The organism is Saliniradius amylolyticus (assembly GCF_003143555.1).
Classification (GTDB): Bacteria; Pseudomonadota; Gammaproteobacteria; order Enterobacterales; family Alteromonadaceae; genus Saliniradius; species Saliniradius amylolyticus.
The window spans coordinates 262554-279377 of sequence record NZ_CP029347.1; the positions used below are offsets into that span (position 1 = coordinate 262554).

The following is a 16824-nucleotide window of genomic DNA, read 5'->3' on the forward strand; positions in this document are numbered from 1 at the left end:
ATTTAATGAAGTAGAAAACTATGACAGAAGAAAAAAAAACAACTAAAGCCGGTGATGCTACCAGTCGCGGGCGCTATCAGGACATTGGACTCGTGTTAGGGCCATTGGCCTTTGCCTTGATGATGATGTTTGCCTCTTCGCAAACGGCCATGCCTGATGTGGCCTGGCGCACGGCCGCCATTGGTATCTGGATGGCCATATGGTGGGCATCGGAAGCTATTCCGGTTCCTGCCACGGCACTGGTGCCTCTGGCTATGTTTGATATTCTCGGTATCGCCAGCTTTAAGGAAGCTGCCGCTCCTTTTGCTAACCCCATTATCTATCTATTCCTTGGCGCTTTTTTACTGGCCATATCGGTAGAGAAATGGAATTTGCATAAGCGAATTGCCCTTAGCCTACTGTCGGTTACCGGCACTGAAGGGAGGCGTTTAATTGCCGGCTTCATGCTGGTAGCAGCATTTTTATCCATGTGGATGAGTAATACCTCAACCACTCTAATGTTGTTGCCTATCGCACTTTCCGTGGCGAAAGTGATTGCCGATAACCTAACTGAAGCCTCAGAAACACAAATCAAACACTTCCAAACGGCTTTGTTATTGGGGCTGGCTTATGCGGCAACCATTGGCGGTCTATCGACCCTTATCGGCACACCACCGAATGCCTTGCTGGCGGCATTTTTATCAGAAAACTATGATATGAAGATCGACTTTATCACCTGGATGAAAGTCGGCTTACCAGTCAGTTTTATTATGTTGCCACTGGCGTGGTTTATTCTGACTCGTGTGGTGTACAAGGTGGATATTGCTGCCAATCAGGCGGTAGATGCCCACCTTAATAAACTACGTGAAGAGCTGGGCACCATGAAGCCAGCTGAGAAACGTGTCGCCGTGGTCTTCGTGCTGGTAATCGCTTCGTGGATATTACGCAGACCTTTAACTGAATGGTTGGGGCTGGAGGGAGTCACTGACGCTGGTATCGCGATGCTTGCCGCCTTACTGCTGTTTTTAATCCCTAGCGATAAAGGTGGGGTGACGCGCCTTCTTAATTGGCATGACGCCAGCCGTGTGCCGTGGGGGGTGTTGATTCTCTTCGGTGGAGGCTTGAGTCTGGCTGCTGCGGTTTCCAATTCGGGCTTGGCGACCTTCCTGGGTGAATCACTGCAACCGTTATCGATCTTTGGTATTGCGGCATTAATCATCGGTGCTACCGCCTTGGTGATTTTCCTGACGGAGCTAACCAGTAATCTGGCAACGACGGCGACCTTATTGCCAGTGGTGGCTGCGATTGCCATGCAAATGGATATATCTCCGCTGCTGCTGACCGTCCCTGTTACTCTGGCGGCCAGCTGTGCCTTTATGTTGCCGGTGGCAACACCTCCGAATGCCATCGTCTTTGCTTCTGGTATGTTGACCATTCCACAGATGATCCGCTGTGGGGTGCTCCTGAACATCTTAGGAATGGTCCTGCTGTCTATCGTGGCGGTGTGGTGGGCACCCATGTTGTTAATAGGATAAAACCATGATGCGTAAATTAAGCTTATTCATTTTGTTAGCTGTTGGCGCTTTTTCAATTTCCTCGGCTGCCAAGGAGATAGAAAAGCCGGAGGTGAACCCCTCGAGCACGCCTCAGAAAGTACTCTTTGTGGGCAACAGCTTCAGTTACTTCAATGGAGGCTTACATAACCATGTGAGCAACCTGATTCGGGCGGCTGGTAAGTGGCAGAGAGGTCAAAACCGCTATCGCATGAAGACCCTCTCGGGTGGGAAGTTATATGAACATGTTGCTGGCATGCCGTATCTTGCCGATCAACCCAAGGGCAAGGCCTGGGATATGGTTGTTATCCAAGGTCACTCCAATGAATCGGTGACGAAAAAGCGTTATAAAAAGTTTGTTCAGGGCGCTAAGGTATTGACCAAGGTCATTCGTCAACATGGTGCAGAGCCCGTGCTGTTCATGACCTGGCCCTATAAGCATCATAAGGAAATGACAGATGCCTTGCACAGCAGCTATGTTAGTTTGGGCAATCATCTCGACGCTTTAGTCGCTCCGGTTGGTTTGGCCTTCGATCATGTCAACCATAAGCACCCGGAGATTGATCTCTATCACGCCGACGTTAAAGGTTTTACTGAGCAGGGAGACGTGATTTACAAAGAGGACTTAAAGCACCCGTCTCTGGCAGGTACCTATTTAGCCGCCTGCGTGTTTTACGCTACCTTCTATCAAGAGTCCCCACAGGGCTTAGCCTATGATGCCGATTTGCCCAAAGAGGTGGCTAACGCCTTGCAGGCGGCGGCATGGCAAACCTATCAGCAGTTCTATGGAGTCTCTCAATAACTCAAAGAGCAGGCTAACTGGCCTGCTCTTTTTTTTCTGCCTGGGGGTATTTGAGTCTCAAGCAGAAAGCTGCGAAGCCAATGGTTTGCAGGTTCATGACCATTTTGGTGGTGGAGCCTTCGCTCGCTGTTCAATGACCGGTGATGGTGCGGTTAAGGTGATCATTAGACCAGAAAACCTGCCGATCAATCCGAGTCCCTGGTATGCGATGGCGTTAGAGTCTGAATCTAAGCGTCAATTGACCTTGTTGCTTGAATACTCGCACAGCAAACATCGCTATTGGCCAAAGTTCAGCTCTGACTTTATTCATTGGTATCCTTTGCCAACAGAGCATGTACACCTCAGCGCGGATCAACGCCTTAGGGCCGATAATCTGGATGTGAGGTTGAATCATTACGGAAAGTCTGTTCAGGGAAGAGTGCTGACAGGTCTTGTTAGCGATAGACACCGTCCGAAGACATATATCGTATTACTGGGACGGGCTCACCCGCCAGAAGTGACAGGTGCCTTAGCAATGCAGCAATTTGTTCAGACCTTGTTGGCCAAGACAGCATTGGCAGAAAAGTTCAGGCAGCAATTTGCACTGCTGATATATCCCAACCTCAACCCCGATGGTGTGGCCAATGGTTATTGGCGGCATAATGCCAAGGGGCATGATCTCAATCGTGACTGGGGTATATTTTCCCAACCAGAAGTAGAAACCTTATGGCGTGATATTGAAAGGCAGCGGAGAGATGGGGAAATTGCGGTGATGCTTGACTTTCACTCCACCCGAAAGAATATTTTCTATATCCAGCCTGACTCCTTGCCTTCGAAATATCCGCAGTTTGCCCAGCATTGGCACAGAGCGATACAACAAAAAGGGGCTGAATTGACCTTCGATCTCAGACCCGGCCATTCTTCAAAACGAACCAACGCCAAGACCTTCTTTTACAAACAACTTCAGATCCCTGCCATTACCTATGAGGTCGCCGATTCAGCAACGCCAAGTTCAATTGCCTCTAGTGCGAAGCTGTCGGCGCAAGCCTTTATGGAGTTGTTACTGAAAACTCACTGCTTCAAATAACCAGAGGCATAATATTGAATAAATTGTCCACAAGTCGAGTTTTCTATTGGGGCTGGAGCCGATATAATCGCCGCAGTTTTTATAACTTCAACACAGGATCTCCCATGAGCTTGAACAATGTACCTGCTGGCGACAAGCTGCCAGAAGAAGTCAATGTGATCATCGAAATCCCGGCGCACGCCGATCCGGTCAAATACGAAGTGGACAAGGACTCCGGTGCTTTGTTTGTGGACCGCTTTATGGCCACTTGCATGCACTATCCCACCAACTATGGCTATGTGCCGCACACTCTGTCAGAAGATGGTGACCCTGTAGACGTATTGGTGCCTACGCCTTTCCCTCTGCTACCGGGTTCGGTGATCGCCTGTCGTCCGGTGGGCGTACTGAAGATGACCGATGAGTCAGGCACTGATGCCAAGGTGCTGGCTGTACCAAAAGACAAACTGTCCACGGTCTATCGCGGTATTAAGGACATCAATGATCTGTCAGAGCTGCTGCGCCATCAGATTGAGCATTTCTTCGAGCACTACAAAGATTTGGAACCTAATAAATGGGTTAAAATCGATGGCTGGGCCGATGCGGCGGCGGCTAAGAAAGAGATCGAAAGCAGCGTAAAACGCTATAACGACTCACCGGAAAAACCGGCATTCTAAGCGTGTTTGAACGTTGTCTGAGGCCAGCCTGTCGCTGGCCTCTTTTGTTTTGGCCTGATTGTCTCTAACATCAGAGTGGTTTGTCGTGCCTTATAAAACACAGGTAGTTGAAATGAAAATATTGATCGTATTAATGGCGTTGTTACCTCTAATGGCCACCGCCAAGCCTCAGGAGCTGTTTTGGGAAGACCTGGCCCCGAAAGATTTTGAGGCTCCGGAGCAGCAAGTGGACCATGGCGGTGAAAATAGCATGACGCAGATGTCGCCGAATGCGCCGGTGGTGCAAGAGCTGGACGGCAGGGAAGTGAAAATCCCCGGTTTCGTGGTGCCCTTGGAAGGTGATGACGACAACCTCACCGAGTTTTTACTCGTGCCTTACTTCGGTGCTTGTATTCATGTGCCGCCCCCGCCATCCAATCAGATTGTGTATGTGAAGTTTGAAAACGGCGTGCCTATCGACAGCCTCTATGATGCCATCTGGGTGCATGGCGTGCTGGAAACGAAACAGTGGAGTGGCGACATCGCCACCGTCGGCTATCGGTTGAAGGGTATCGGCGTCAGCAGCTACGAATAAACAATGAATCCATCGTAAAAGATGAAATGGAGATGGATTGCGCTAAGGCATTGTTGACGCGATTATTCCTCAAACCCAAACCTTAGCCCGCTTATCTTGTGGCAGTGAGCTAAAGCAACGGGAATAAAAGGAAGAAACAGTTGTACTCTCTAATAGGCTGGAATGCCCGGCAGAGAGTACGATCATATCCGGCTTCCCTGTGAAAACTACTGTTGGGTTAACGGTGACTACCAGGAGTTTTTTGATTCCGGCCATTGCCAGGCCCACTTCATCCTTACCCACATGCATTACAAATCTCAGCACAGGCTCTGGTGCAGACGCGTAAGAGGGTACCCTTTGGTAATGGCCCGTCCCGCTTATGGGCCGACGGGTAATGGCTCCAATGTCTGTTTTGGGATTATCCGGATTGTTCTTCTCTGCCAGCCAGTGTTTACTAGCCACGCCAATAGACGATTTGAATAGGGCAACCGAAGTGAATACATACGGCGCCAATATGCTTTTTCAGGGTTGGGCTACAATGGTGAATAACCGTAAAAGAGCAGGAGGCGAGAGTGTATAGGTTAATCACTCTGTTAATGGTGCTGCTGAGTTTTGAGAGCTACCCGGGTGAGGAGAGAGCTACCTACTCAAAGCCTGAACGCTTGGTTATTTCTCACCTCGATCACCCGGGCATACAGCCCTTTGTCAGTATGATTAAGGCCGTTTATCAGGATGATTTGGGTATTAAAGTTACGCTCCTGCCCACGCCAGCCATGAGAGGCTTTTTCATGGTTAATGAAGGCTTTTCAGATGCCGATGTTCTCAGAATTGACGTCAATGCGGGGGCCTTCGAAAACCTGATTATCGTTGAACCCGGCTTGCTGATCGGAGAGCTGCTACTGTTGTGTCAGCGGGGACTTGAGTGCACAACAGAGGTATTTTCAGATCCCGAAAGTATTATTCTTACAAATATGGCTAACCAGCGGATTCTGGATGGCTATCAGTTCAAAGCCCGGGTGGTCAATAATGAGAAGCTATCCGACACTCTGGAAATGCTCACAGAGGGGCGAGTCAGGTACGGAATTTTTGGTTCCTATGGCACATTTACCGATAAGCTCAGGGAGAGCTTTGAAGTAACAGAGTTGAAAAAAGTTCGCTTACATCATGTGATTCATAAGAAACACTCGGGGCTACTGCCGGAGCTTCAGCAGTCGTTGAATAAGCGCCTCAACGGTAAATCTTTTCTGCAGGATTAAACAGCATCCAGGAGGTGATGATGTACTTGTCGTTGGAGATTGGCATGTTGCCTCTGTGGGTGTGGGTGAAATAGCCTGGTGCGATCACCATACGGCCTTGCTTGGGCTTAATGGCCCGTTGCTGGTAATAAAACTCCGTTTCTCCGCCTTCTTCCACATCGTTGAGGTAGTACATAAATAACAGCATTCGGTGCAAGGCGTCGTTTCCGCCCGCCTGAGGGTAGACCTCTGAGTGCCAGTAGGGATAACCACCTCGGTTCTGCTGGTATTTCTGGGCATTAATATCCCCGAGGCGAAATAAATACTGGATCAGGTGAGGCAGGTTGGGTTTGGCAACCTCATGGAAGTTATCCTGAGTCACCTTCACTGGCTCACCGGTTTCAGGGTGCTTAAGGGTCAGACCCATCGGGCCGATGAGGGCGAAGTAATACTTTTCGATGTAGTTCATCAGGTGAGCGGTGGTCGGTGGGATCACCTGTGGCAGCAGACCTTTGAAGTCTTCGGCCCGCGTGATCATCACATCCTCGCTGTTTTTCTTCTCTGTATCCACACCGCCGCTGGTGCGGCCCTGATAGCGGCCTGGGCTTTGCTCAAACTGGTGGATAAGCTGCTGGCAAGTCTTCGCCGGCAGGGCATCGTCGATGACCTCGATAAAGTCGGTCATAACTCTACCTGTATGTCGACCATGCGTGATCTTACCTCATCGGGAATGGGGGCACTTTTTTGCTGATGATAATCAAAGTGCACCATGGTGGTAATGCCGCTGACACACTTCTCGCCGTTTTGCCATACTTCCTGATAGACATCGAAAGAACTGCCACCAATGCGGCAGATGCCGGAACGGATTTCTACCGGCGAGCCTAAAAAAAGCTGGCGCAAAAAGTCGATCTTATAGCTGGCCAGAATCAGTGGCCAGTTATCAAGATCCAGGTCGGCATTGAAAAACCGGAAGATGGGTTCGCGGGCGGCTTCGAACCACCCGGCGATCACCGTGTTACTGACGTGTTTGAGGGCGTCGGTTTCATAGAACCGTACATTAAACTGTTCGCTTAGCATCGTTATTATTATTGTTGTTGTTTTAACATGGGCTTTAAAAAGCGCGCCGTATGGGAGGCCTTACTCTCGACCAGTTGCTCCGGCGTGCCTTCGGCGATGATCTCGCCGCCGCCTGAGCCACCTTCGGGGCCAAGATCCACAATCCAGTCGGCGGTTTTGATCACATCAAGATTATGCTCGATCACCACAACAGTATTGCCATGATCCCGCAATCGATGCAATACGGTCAGTAGTTGTCGGATGTCGTGAAAGTGTAAACCTGTGGTGGGTTCATCCAGAATGTACAGGGTCTGGCCAGTGTCACGTTTGGACAACTCTCTGGCCAGCTTAACCCTCTGCGCCTCGCCCCCGGACAGAGTTGTGGCGGCCTGACCTAAGCGAATATACGACAAGCCGACATCCATCAGGGTCTGTAGCTTGCGGGCCACCGCCGGAATCGGATCGAAAAACTCACGGGCGTCTTCCACGGTGAGATCCAGCACCTGGTTAATGTTTTTACCCTTGTATTGAATCTCTAAAGTCTCACGGTTGTAACGTTTACCTTTGCACACATCGCAGGGCACGTAGACATCGGGCAAAAAGTGCATCTCCACCTTGATCACGCCATCGCCCTGACAGGCTTCACAGCGTCCACCTTTTACATTGAAGCTGAAACGGCCTGGCTTATAACCGCGAGATCGGGCTTCCTGGGTCCCGGCGAACAGCTCACGGATCGGCGTAAAGATACCGGTATAGGTGGCCGGGTTGGAGCGTGGCGTGCGGCCAATGGGGCTTTGGTCGATGTCCACCACCTTGTCCAAATGCTCCATGCCGGACACGGATTTGTGTGGTGCTGCTTCGCCCACCGTGGCGCCGTTGAGTTCCTTATGAGCAATAACATAGAGAGTGTCGTTGATCAGTGTCGACTTACCAGAGCCTGACACGCCGGTCACGCAGGTGAGCAGGCCGATGGGCAGTTTCAGGTCTACACCTTTAAGGTTGTTACCGGTGGCCCCACTGACCTCCAGCCACTGTTTGCTGTCGTGTTGAGTACGCTCTTGAGGTACTTCGATAAGCTCTTTACCCGACAGGTATTTTCCGGTCAGTGAGTGTTCACTGTTTAGGATGTCATCGAGGCTGCCTTCGGCCACGACTTGACCGCCATGAACCCCGGCACCCGGGCCGATATCCAGCACATAGTCGGCGGTGCGGATGGCGTCTTCGTCGTGTTCCACCACGATCACCGTATTGCCCAAATCCCGCAGGCGTTGCAAGGTACCCAACAGACGTTCGTTGTCGCGCTGATGCAGACCGATGGAAGGCTCGTCCAGCACATACATAACGCCTACCAGTCCGGCCCCAATCTGACTGGCCAGCCGGATTCGCTGGGCTTCCCCCCCGGACAGGGTCTCGGCACTGCGGGACAGGGTCAGGTAATTGAGACCCACATCCACCAGAAAATGCAGACGGTCGTGGATTTCCTTTAGAATTTTATCGGCGATCTGCGCTCTTTGCCCCTTCAGGCTCAGGGTTTCGAAAAAGTCCGCTGCGCCGCCAATAGACATGTCGCTGACCGCTGGCAGGTTAGTGTTGCCGATAAACACATGGCGGGCTTCTTCGCGCAGGCGGCTGCCGTGGCAACTGGTGCAGGACTGCTGGCTTAAATACTTGATCAGCTCTTCGCGCACCGCATTAGACTCGGTCTCACGATAACGACGCTCCATGTTAGGAATTACCCCCTCGAAGGGGTGTTTACGCTCCATCACATCGCCACGGTCGTTCATATACTTGAACTTGATGGCGGTACCTTTGCTGCCGTAGAGCACGATATTCTGATGCTCTTTGCTCAGTTCGCAGAAAGGGGTACTCAGATCGAAGTCATAATGTTCGGCCACTGACTGAAGCATCTGGTAATAGTAGTAGCTACGTTTATCCCAGCCACGAATGGCACCGCCGGACAGGCTGATTTCTTCGTTCATGATCACCTTGTCCGGATCGAAATACTGCTTGATGCCCAGACCATCGCAGGTAGGGCAGGCACCCGCCGGATTGTTGAACGAGAACATGCGCGGCTCCAGCTCTGTCATGCTATAGCCACAGTGAGGACAGGCGAAGTTGGCGGAGAATACCAGTTCGTCTTTATCCTTATCGTCCATGTAGATCACCTTCGCGCTGCCGCCGGATAAGCTGAGAGCCGTTTCGAAGGACTCGGCCAGACGCAGTTGCAGATCGTCACGCACCTTAAAGCGGTCTACTACCACTTCGATGGTGTGTTTCTTATGAAGCTCAAGGGGCGGGGGATCGGACAGATCACACACCTCGCCATCAATGCGGGCACGGATGTAGCCCTGGGCCGCCAGGTTATCCAGTAATTTGACGTGCTCGCCCTTACGATTCTGGATGACGGGGGCCAGCAGCATCATTTTGCTGCCTTCCTCCAGTGCCAGCACTTTATCCACCATCTGACTGATGGTCTGGGCATCCAGAGCCACGTCATGGGTGGGACAGCGTGGTTCACCGACGCGGGCGAATAACAGGCGCAGATAGTCGTAGATTTCGGTAATGGTGCCCACGGTGGATCTTGGGTTATGGGAAGTGGATTTCTGCTCAATGGAGATAGCCGGAGAGAGCCCTTCGATATGATCCACATCGGGCTTTTCCATCATCGACAGAAACTGGCGGGCGTAGGCAGATAGTGATTCCACATAACGGCGCTGACCTTCGGCGTACAGGGTATCAAATGCCAGTGAGGATTTACCGGAGCCGGACAAGCCGGTGATCACAATGAGTTTGTCTCTCGGCAGAGTGACTGAGACGTTTTTCAAATTGTGAGTGCGCGCGCCACGAACCTCGATGTTTTCCACTAATAACCCCTTCTTGGTTTGGTAACAAGCGTTGCTGTTTGAGCAAAATGGACCGCCTAGTATGGCATAGGATGGCTTGTGACCACGACCCTAAAATTCGATTCCAGCGGGTGCTACCTTGTCGCTTCTGCCGCCAGGCGCCCTATGCTAAACTGGCGCGTTTTCGGCAGTAATACGAGTCAGGGCTTTGAATCGATTAGAAATCCGTGGCGCCAGTTCGTTGGCGTCGGTCTATGTGCTTCGAATGCTGGGCCTGTTTATGGTGATGCCGGTGCTCCCCATACTGGCGCTGGAGTACGCGGATTACACGCCGCTATTGCTGGGCCTGGCCATCGGTGGCTACGGCCTGACCCAGGCATTGTTGCAGATCCCCTTTGGCATACTATCGGATAAATGGGGCCGTAAGCCGGTGATCATGCTGGGACTGGGGCTGTTTGCTCTTGGCTCGGCGGTGGCGGGGCTGGCGGACTCCTTATGGGTGGTGGTTCTGGGGCGCTTGCTACAAGGCACAGGCGCTATCGCCGGTGCAGTGATGGCGCTGGCCGGTGACATCAGTCGCGACAGCGAGCGGCCTAAGGTGATGGCGATCATTGGTGTGGCCATTGGCTTTTCTTTTTATCTGTCGCTGTTGTTAGGCCCCATGATTGGTGCTGGCTTCGGGCTAACCGGATTGTTTTTAATCACGGCGCTACTGGCACTGCTTTGCATTCCACTGGTGTGGTGGGTAGTGCCAGACTCGGTGAATTTGGCACCCACGGGCGATACATTACCCAACTGGCAAAAAGTCCGCGCGTTGTTCGCCAATGCCACTCTGATGCGCCTGAACCTGAGCGTATTTGTATTGCACCTGTTAATGACGCTGCTATTTGTATATCTGCCGACCCGTTTTTCTGAACAGGGCTGGTCGCTGGCGCAGCACTGGCAATTGTATCTGCCCATTCTTATCGCCTCGGTGTTGGGTATGGTGGTGCTGATGCGCCTGGCAAGGGTCCGTGGGGTAAGGGCTATATTAATGCTTTCAGTTGGGCTGCTGGGACTGTCACTATTGGGACTGGCCTTGTTACCTCCCTACTTTACTGCGTTGTTGGTATTGATTTGGCTGTTCTTTAGTGGCTTTAATTATGTCGAAGCCAACTTGCCAGCTCTGGTGTCCAGCCTGGCACCAGCCGGAGAAAAGGGCTCGGCCATGGGCATTTATGCTTCTTTCCAATTTGCCGGTGCGGCACTGGGAGGGGTGGTCGCTGGCGGCCTAAGCCAGTGGTTGTCAGAGTCGTGGGTTTTGCTATTTGCCGCGCTGACTTGCTTAGTCTGGCTATTGTGGCTGATGCAGGGGCAGTTTGAACAGCGCCACCTCAAGCGCTATCAACTGCCCTTGACTGGTTCGCCAGAGCAGATGCAGCAGCTGGCCAAACAGTTAGCCGACTGGGCAGGGGTGCGGGATCTCACTCTGGTACCCGAAGAACGAACGTTGTATTTAAAGGTGGATGGCGGACAGTTCTCCCTCAAACAAGCCCGAGATTTTGTGTCACAACAAGATAAGAGAGACGAATAATGAAACGGTTATTAATAAGCCTATTGGTATTGAGCGCTTCCCTGGGGGGGCACGCCGATGAGCAGCCCAGGCATTTTTCCGGGGAGAAAGTGAACGACATTGGCGAAGCCTTGCAAGTACTGCAGACCTACAATAAACAGTTGGAAGGGCTGCTCGAAGGCGAATTATCCACGGCGGATATGGCTGAGATCCATAAGCTGACTTATTCACTGGAAAATGCCATGAAGATGATCCAAAGTTCTACCAAGGTGGCGGCCGATCATCTGGAACGTGTGCATTTAGGCTCTGAGCAACTCAAGCAGCAACAGGTTCGCAGTAACGCCCGGGTGTACCTGGATTTTACCACGCCACTGACGCAGGGCAGCGGTACCCAATAAAGCGAAAGGGGTGATGCGCCGTCATAGTAATTTGGTGGCGTAAGTGCCAAAATAGCGCATCAGTTTTTGAAGGAGTGATTATGGCGAGCAGAGGCGTCAACAAAGTAATTCTGGTCGGTAATCTGGGGCAGGACCCGGATATCCGTTATACAGCCAATGGTAAAGCCGTGGCAAATCTAACCCTGGCGACGTCTGAAAGCTGGAAAGATCAGAGCGGTCAGATTCAGGAGAAAACCGAATGGCACCGGGTAGTGATGTTCGGCAAGCTGGCTGAGATTGCCGGTGAATACTTGCGTAAAGGCAGCCAGATATATGTTGAAGGCAAGCTGCAAACCCGCAAGTGGCAGGATCAGAACGGTCAGGACAAATACACCACTGAAATCGTTTTGGACCCTTTCAATGGCACCATGCAAATGCTTGGTGGTCGCGGTGGTCAAAGCGGTGGTGGTCAAGGTGGCGGCCCTGCCCAGGGTGGCTATGGCCAGCCTCAGGGCGGCGGTTATGGTCAGTCGCAACCTCAGCAACGTCCAGCTCCGCAACAGAATCAGGGTGGTCAAAATCAGCAGCCGGGGCAGATGCCGGAGCCGGACTTTGACTTCGATGATGATATTCCGTTTTAACGAGCAGTGAACTTGTATAAAAAGGCCCTAAATATCAGGGCCTTTTTTTATTTCGAATGGTATTCTGAATCAACAGACCCTGCCTCGTTCAGAGGTGGATTGTCCGGCATAGTCGGTTTTGTACCAAAAAAGTCGGTAACTGGGTGACGAAATATGATCAGCGTCATATGCTAGGGTGGAAAAAGGCTGATAATGTTGGTTGTAATGGCGTTTTGCGGGTGTGAAGCGCTAGACAGGAAGTAGGGTTTCCCTTAAGGTACGCCTTAATTATGAGGAAATATACATACGTATGAAATTTGGTTGGGTTGATTGGGCCAAACGTCGCTTAGCGGGGCCGTCAGTGTATGCATCGCTGGGGTTGGAGTACAGCGCCGAAGGTGTGAGCCTGTCATTGTTTTCGGAGCAAGATGGACTCTGGCGGTGGGAACAGCAACAGTTCTTCGCCGCCAATAAATGGGCCACAGAGCTGCCAGACTGGGTGGCTGAACACAGCGCTCAAAACACGCCTTGCCATGTCACCCTATCCACCGGCCTTTACCAGTTACGACAGGTGGAAAAGCCCAACGTCAAAGATGATGAAGTAGTACAGGCGCTGAAGTGGTCGGTGCCCGAACTGATGGGGACCAATGAAGAGCAGATTATTGATTGCTTTGAACTGCCGGTCCAGCCCTCCAGTGTCAACAAGGTTAATCTGGTGGCGACGCCCCGCAGTCTGGTTGAGTCGGTAATAGAGCATGTCTCTAAGGCCCATCTAAAACTGAATACCATTAGTATTGAAGAGCTCAGCTTATGTGACTTACTGGGGGTTAAAGATGAGCCTCAGATGTTGATAAGTCAGGGCCAGGGCGACGAGGTTTGCCTGTTGATTGTTCGCCAGGGAAAGCTCTATTTTACCCGCCGAATCCGGGGGATAGGACAACTAAGTAAGCTGGGGCCACAAATGGCTGACAGTGATGTGGTGGAGGGGTTGGCCCTAGAGATTCAGCGTTCCATGGATTATTTTGAAAGCCAGCTGCGTCAGCCTCAAGTGCAAAAGTTGGTGATCTGTCTGGATACGCCTCATTTAGATGCTCTGAAAATGGCATTGCAGCAGAATGTGATGGCTCGGGTTGAATGGCTGGTACCGTCCTTCGATACAGGGTCTTTTCAGCTCTTGCCCGGCAACATTGCCAGTGTGGCGGCAGCCCAGGCCGGACGTTCTCAACTAATGATGGCGCAGGCCTCATGAAGTATCGTGTCAATCTTTATCCGAATGATCTGAAGCCCAAGGTGGAGCTCTATACCTTACAGTTCGCATTGGTTTTATTGGGGTTCTGTTTGCTGCTGGTGGTGGCTGGCAGCCTTTTGGTTCAGGCGCGCACTGAGCATTGGCAAGAGCAGGCACAACAGGCAAGCCGGGAAGTACAACAGTTCCAGAAAATACTGGCCAAGCAGCGCCAGGAGTTACAGCAGGGGCCGAGCCCGGAGCTAGTGGATCAGGTGCGCCGTATGCAGGAACAAGCCAGAGAGCAGCGTCTGCTATTGAGACAGCTGGATACACTGGAAGGGCAACAGAATCTTGGACTGGCCGGGCTAATGGAGGATTTAGCCGCTGCCGATCACCCGCAATTGTGGTTATCTCGCATCAGTGTGTCCGGCTCGGACCTCTATTTGCAGGGCCAGCTTAGCCGAGCCAGTGCGCTTCCTGAGTGGCTCGAACAGCTCGCTCAACAACCCTCACTTCAGGGGCGGGACTTTACCGATGCCAGGCTGTATCAACAGCAGGAAAAGGGCTTACATTTTGTGCTTAATACTGGCCTGGATCCCAAAGCGTCCGTGGGGGGTAAGCCATGAAGTATTGGCACAAACGCCTCAGTGAAGGATTTATGGCATTAAAGGAGCGAGAGCGCAAAATCGTCATCTTTGCCAGTGCCTTCTTGTTGCTGTATCTGGGCTTTATAGGCTGGATAGAACCAGGGCTAAATAAACAAGAGAGTTATCAGCAGGCGCTTACAAAGCACCATAATACTCAACGCGCTTTAGAGAGCGAGTTAAAGGCGCTTGGTGCCAGCATTACCGACCCCGATGCCTCTCTAATCGACCGGCGCAAAGCGCTGCAGAAAGAGTATGAGCAGCTTAAGCAGGAGCTTAGTCAGAAGACCACTCAACTGATACCGGCAGACCGTATGCGTCAAGTGCTCAGCCAGCTGCTGCAAGAGCATGAAGGGGTGAGTGTATTGGAGGTTACCTCAATGCCGGTCAGTAAACTCAGCGTCTCAGAGCAGGTGCTCAGTGATACCCTCTATCAACGCGGCTTTACCATTAAAATGGAAGGGCAGTACTTTCAACTGCAACGGTATCTTGCCGATATGGAATTGCTGCCTTGGGAGTTGTACTGGCGTCGGTTTGACTATCGAGTTACTGAATATCCTACCGCTCAGGTAACTCTGGAACTTTATACGCTCAGCACCAACGCATCTTTTTTGGGGGTCTAGTGAAACGTATTCTTATACTATCCCTTTGCTTATTTGTATCTGTCTCGGCTTTGCCCGGGCAGCGGCTGACTGACCCAACCCGTCCTTCACAGGATTGGTTGAAGGCGCCTGCAGAGCAGAAGTCACAAATCTCGGAATTGAGCTGGCCTAAGGTGCAGGCGGTGATGCACCGCCAAGGGCGATACCTGGCGTTAATCGCTGGGCAGTGGTATGCCGAAGGTGACAGGTGGCAGGAAATCAAGATTACTCGTATCCGTCCAACCGAGGTGACTTTTGCGGGGCCTGAAGGATTGGTCAAGCGTCAAGTCGGCTCGTCAAACACAATCAAAAAAGTGGCGAAAGATGAAGTTTAAGTACAGTGTGATTGGCAGTGGCATCTTCCTGTTAGTAGCTTGTCAGAGCACCGGGGATGGCAAACTGGTAAGCGATTCTCTCGAGCAGGCCGCCGAGGAACAAAAGCAGCGTCAATTGATGTCGAACGCACCTTTGGAACAGGTCCCCGATGATGTCGAGGGATGGTTGCAGCAAGGCCATACTGGCGATGATATCTCAACGACGGAAATGCTTGTGGAGGAGCGTTACGACATCAGTGCGCATGGCGCCGATGTGCGTGGCTTTTTTGCTGGCCTGGTGGCCGATACAGACTACAGTGTGGCGGTGCATCCAGAAGTGGATGGCAGCATCAGTATGGATCTCAAGCAGGCGACCATTGCCGAGATTGTGGCTTTGATCGAGGATATGTACGGCTATGATATTCAGCAAAGCGGCAAGGTGTTTAAAGTCTTCCCGGCTGGTATGCGTACCGAGACCTTTTCACTGAACTATCTGCAAATGCGCCGTAACGGTATGACTCAGATTAGTGTCACCTCAGGCGGCGTGTCGCAGAATGCAAATAATAACCGCAGTGGCGGTCGGAACAATAACCTTGGCAATCAGGGAAATATGGGCGGGCTCGGCGGCGGCTATGGTGGCTTCGGCAATAATATGCAGCAGCAAGGCTTTGGCGGCATGGGTCAGGGTACTATCAATGGCACCAATATTATGACCAACTCGGAGAATGACTTCTGGAAGGATCTGGAAGAGACTCTGGACTCGTTTGTGGGCGAGGGTGGCGGCCGCAGTATTCTGGTTTCCCCTCAGTCTGGCCTGGTTACAGTGCGCGCTATGCCGGATGAGCTAAGAGTGGTGCGGGAATTTTTAAGTAAGACTGAACGCAATATTCAACGTCAGGTCGTGCTGGAAGCCCGGATCGTGGAGATCACCCTGAATGATCAGTATCAGCAGGGCATCGACTGGAGTAAGATTGCCAATAGTAGCCGCTTGGGACCCATTACTTTCTCCGGTGCCAATGTGGGCAACTCAATCACTAATTCATTAGGCGGGATTACCGGCGTCAGCTTCGAAACAGGCAGCTTTAGCGGTATCCTCAACCTACTCTCTACTCAGGGCAATATGCAGGTACTATCCAGCCCCAGAGTAACCGCCACCAATAATCAAAAAGCGGTGATAAAAGTCGGCGACGATGAATACTTTGTGACCGATGTACAGAGTGACACGAGTTCTACCGGCAGTGTCTCCCAGAACAGTGCAGATATTGAGTTAACGCCCTTCTTCTCGGGGATTGCTCTGGATGTGACCCCCCAGATCAATGATGAGGGCAGTGTGTTATTGCATGTGCATCCATCGGTGATCGAAACCGAGGAGCAGGAGAAGGTGATTACCGTTAACGGGCGGGAGCAGGTTCTGCCGCTGGCGCGCAGTAATATCCGTGAATCGGATACCGTAATCCGAGCTGATTCGGGCGAGATCGTGGTGATCGGTGGCCTGATGCAGACTATTATCGAGGAAACCCACTCTAAGACTCCGCTGTTAGGGGACATTCCCTGGCTGGGAGAACTGTTTAAAAACCGTCGTGACGAAGAACGCAAGAAGGAACTGGTGATCATGCTTAAACCAACTGTGGTGGGGCCGGGCACCTGGCAGGAGCAACTGTCCCGAAGTGAATCCCAGGTTAAAGGTTGGTTGAACGAATAGTCGTCT

General features: G+C 51.8%; 17 protein-coding genes. 14 read left to right on the forward strand and 3 right to left on the reverse strand.

Annotated elements, in window-relative coordinates; genetic code table 11:
• Positions 1-20 precede the first annotated feature (20 nt).
• The 6 genes from HMF8227_RS01275 to HMF8227_RS01300 all read left to right on the forward strand — a co-directional run bounded on the left by HMF8227_RS01275 (position 21) and on the right by HMF8227_RS01300 (position 5862).
• Positions 21-1514 (forward strand): SLC13 family permease, encoded by a 1494-nt coding sequence (locus tag HMF8227_RS01275; RefSeq protein WP_109338456.1) that lies wholly within the window; start codon positions 21-23, stop codon positions 1512-1514.
• 4 nt (positions 1515-1518) lie between these two features.
• The gene (locus tag HMF8227_RS01280) at positions 1519-2334 is read left to right on the forward strand and encodes an SGNH/GDSL hydrolase family protein (protein ID WP_109338457.1); all 816 of its coding nucleotides are present in this window, start codon (positions 1519-1521) and stop codon (positions 2332-2334) included.
• Positions 2318-3400 (forward strand): M14 family metallopeptidase, encoded by a 1083-nt coding sequence (locus HMF8227_RS01285; protein WP_162558447.1) that lies wholly within the window; start codon positions 2318-2320, stop codon positions 3398-3400. Before HMF8227_RS01280 ends, HMF8227_RS01285 begins: the two co-directional genes overlap by 17 nt.
• Before the next feature lie 104 nt (positions 3401-3504).
• Entirely contained in the window at positions 3505-4053 is a 549-nt protein-coding gene (gene ppa, locus HMF8227_RS01290; protein WP_109338459.1) for an inorganic diphosphatase, read from the forward strand.
• A 112-nt stretch (positions 4054-4165) separates the two neighbouring features.
• Entirely contained in the window at positions 4166-4627 is a 462-nt protein-coding gene (locus tag HMF8227_RS01295; RefSeq protein WP_109338460.1) for a DUF3299 domain-containing protein, read from the forward strand.
• Between the two features lie 551 nt (positions 4628-5178).
• Positions 5179-5862, forward strand: a complete 684-nt coding sequence (locus HMF8227_RS01300; RefSeq protein ID WP_162558448.1) for a hypothetical protein — start codon at positions 5179-5181, stop codon at positions 5860-5862.
• Here HMF8227_RS01300 and HMF8227_RS01305 read toward each other — a convergent pair.
• Genes HMF8227_RS01305 through uvrA form a run of 3 tightly spaced genes read right to left on the reverse strand, consistent with a single transcriptional unit; the run spans position 5834 to position 9761 of the window.
• The gene (locus HMF8227_RS01305; RefSeq protein ID WP_109338462.1) at positions 5834-6526 is read right to left on the reverse strand and encodes a 2OG-Fe(II) oxygenase; all 693 of its coding nucleotides are present in this window, start codon (positions 6524-6526) and stop codon (positions 5834-5836) included. The genes HMF8227_RS01300 and HMF8227_RS01305 overlap by 29 nt on opposite strands.
• On the reverse strand, positions 6523-6918 hold the full coding sequence (locus HMF8227_RS01310) for an acyl-CoA thioesterase (RefSeq protein ID WP_109338463.1): 396 nt from the start codon (positions 6916-6918) through the stop codon (positions 6523-6525). Before HMF8227_RS01310 ends, HMF8227_RS01305 begins: the two co-directional genes overlap by 4 nt.
• An 8-nt stretch (positions 6919-6926) precedes the next feature.
• A complete protein-coding gene (uvrA, locus tag HMF8227_RS01315) occupies positions 6927-9761 on the reverse strand; it encodes an excinuclease ABC subunit UvrA (protein WP_109338464.1) in 2835 nt (944 codons plus the stop codon).
• Between the two features lie 187 nt (positions 9762-9948).
• On the opposite strand from uvrA, the gene HMF8227_RS01320 reads away from it, so the two are divergent.
• The 8 genes from HMF8227_RS01320 to mshL all read left to right on the forward strand — a co-directional run bounded on the left by HMF8227_RS01320 (position 9949) and on the right by mshL (position 16818).
• On the forward strand, positions 9949-11313 hold the full coding sequence (locus HMF8227_RS01320; protein WP_109338465.1) for an MFS transporter: 1365 nt from the start codon (positions 9949-9951) through the stop codon (positions 11311-11313).
• The gene (locus HMF8227_RS01325) at positions 11313-11690 is read left to right on the forward strand and encodes a DUF6746 family protein (protein WP_109338466.1); all 378 of its coding nucleotides are present in this window, start codon (positions 11313-11315) and stop codon (positions 11688-11690) included. The genes HMF8227_RS01320 and HMF8227_RS01325 overlap by 1 nt, the downstream gene beginning before the upstream one ends.
• Positions 11691-11770: 80 nt before the next feature.
• On the forward strand, positions 11771-12310 hold the full coding sequence (gene ssb / locus HMF8227_RS01330; RefSeq protein WP_109338467.1) for a single-stranded DNA-binding protein: 540 nt from the start codon (positions 11771-11773) through the stop codon (positions 12308-12310).
• 289 nt (positions 12311-12599) lie between these two features.
• Entirely contained in the window at positions 12600-13538 is a 939-nt protein-coding gene (locus tag HMF8227_RS14995; RefSeq protein ID WP_162558449.1) for a 2-oxo acid dehydrogenase subunit E2, read from the forward strand.
• Positions 13535-14143 (forward strand): PilN domain-containing protein, encoded by a 609-nt coding sequence (locus HMF8227_RS01340; RefSeq protein ID WP_162558450.1) that lies wholly within the window; start codon positions 13535-13537, stop codon positions 14141-14143. Before HMF8227_RS14995 ends, HMF8227_RS01340 begins: the two co-directional genes overlap by 4 nt.
• Positions 14140-14784 (forward strand): type II secretion system protein M, encoded by a 645-nt coding sequence (locus tag HMF8227_RS01345; protein ID WP_109338470.1) that lies wholly within the window; start codon positions 14140-14142, stop codon positions 14782-14784. Before HMF8227_RS01340 ends, HMF8227_RS01345 begins: the two co-directional genes overlap by 4 nt.
• Positions 14784-15137: a hypothetical protein gene (locus HMF8227_RS01350; protein ID WP_162558451.1), complete on the forward strand. Its 354-nt coding sequence runs from the start codon at positions 14784-14786 to the stop codon at positions 15135-15137. Before HMF8227_RS01345 ends, HMF8227_RS01350 begins: the two co-directional genes overlap by 1 nt.
• Positions 15127-16818, forward strand: coding sequence for a pilus (MSHA type) biogenesis protein MshL (mshL, locus tag HMF8227_RS01355; protein WP_109338472.1), 1692 nt, complete (start codon positions 15127-15129; stop codon positions 16816-16818). Before HMF8227_RS01350 ends, mshL begins: the two co-directional genes overlap by 11 nt.
• Positions 16819-16824: the final 6 nt, after the last annotated feature.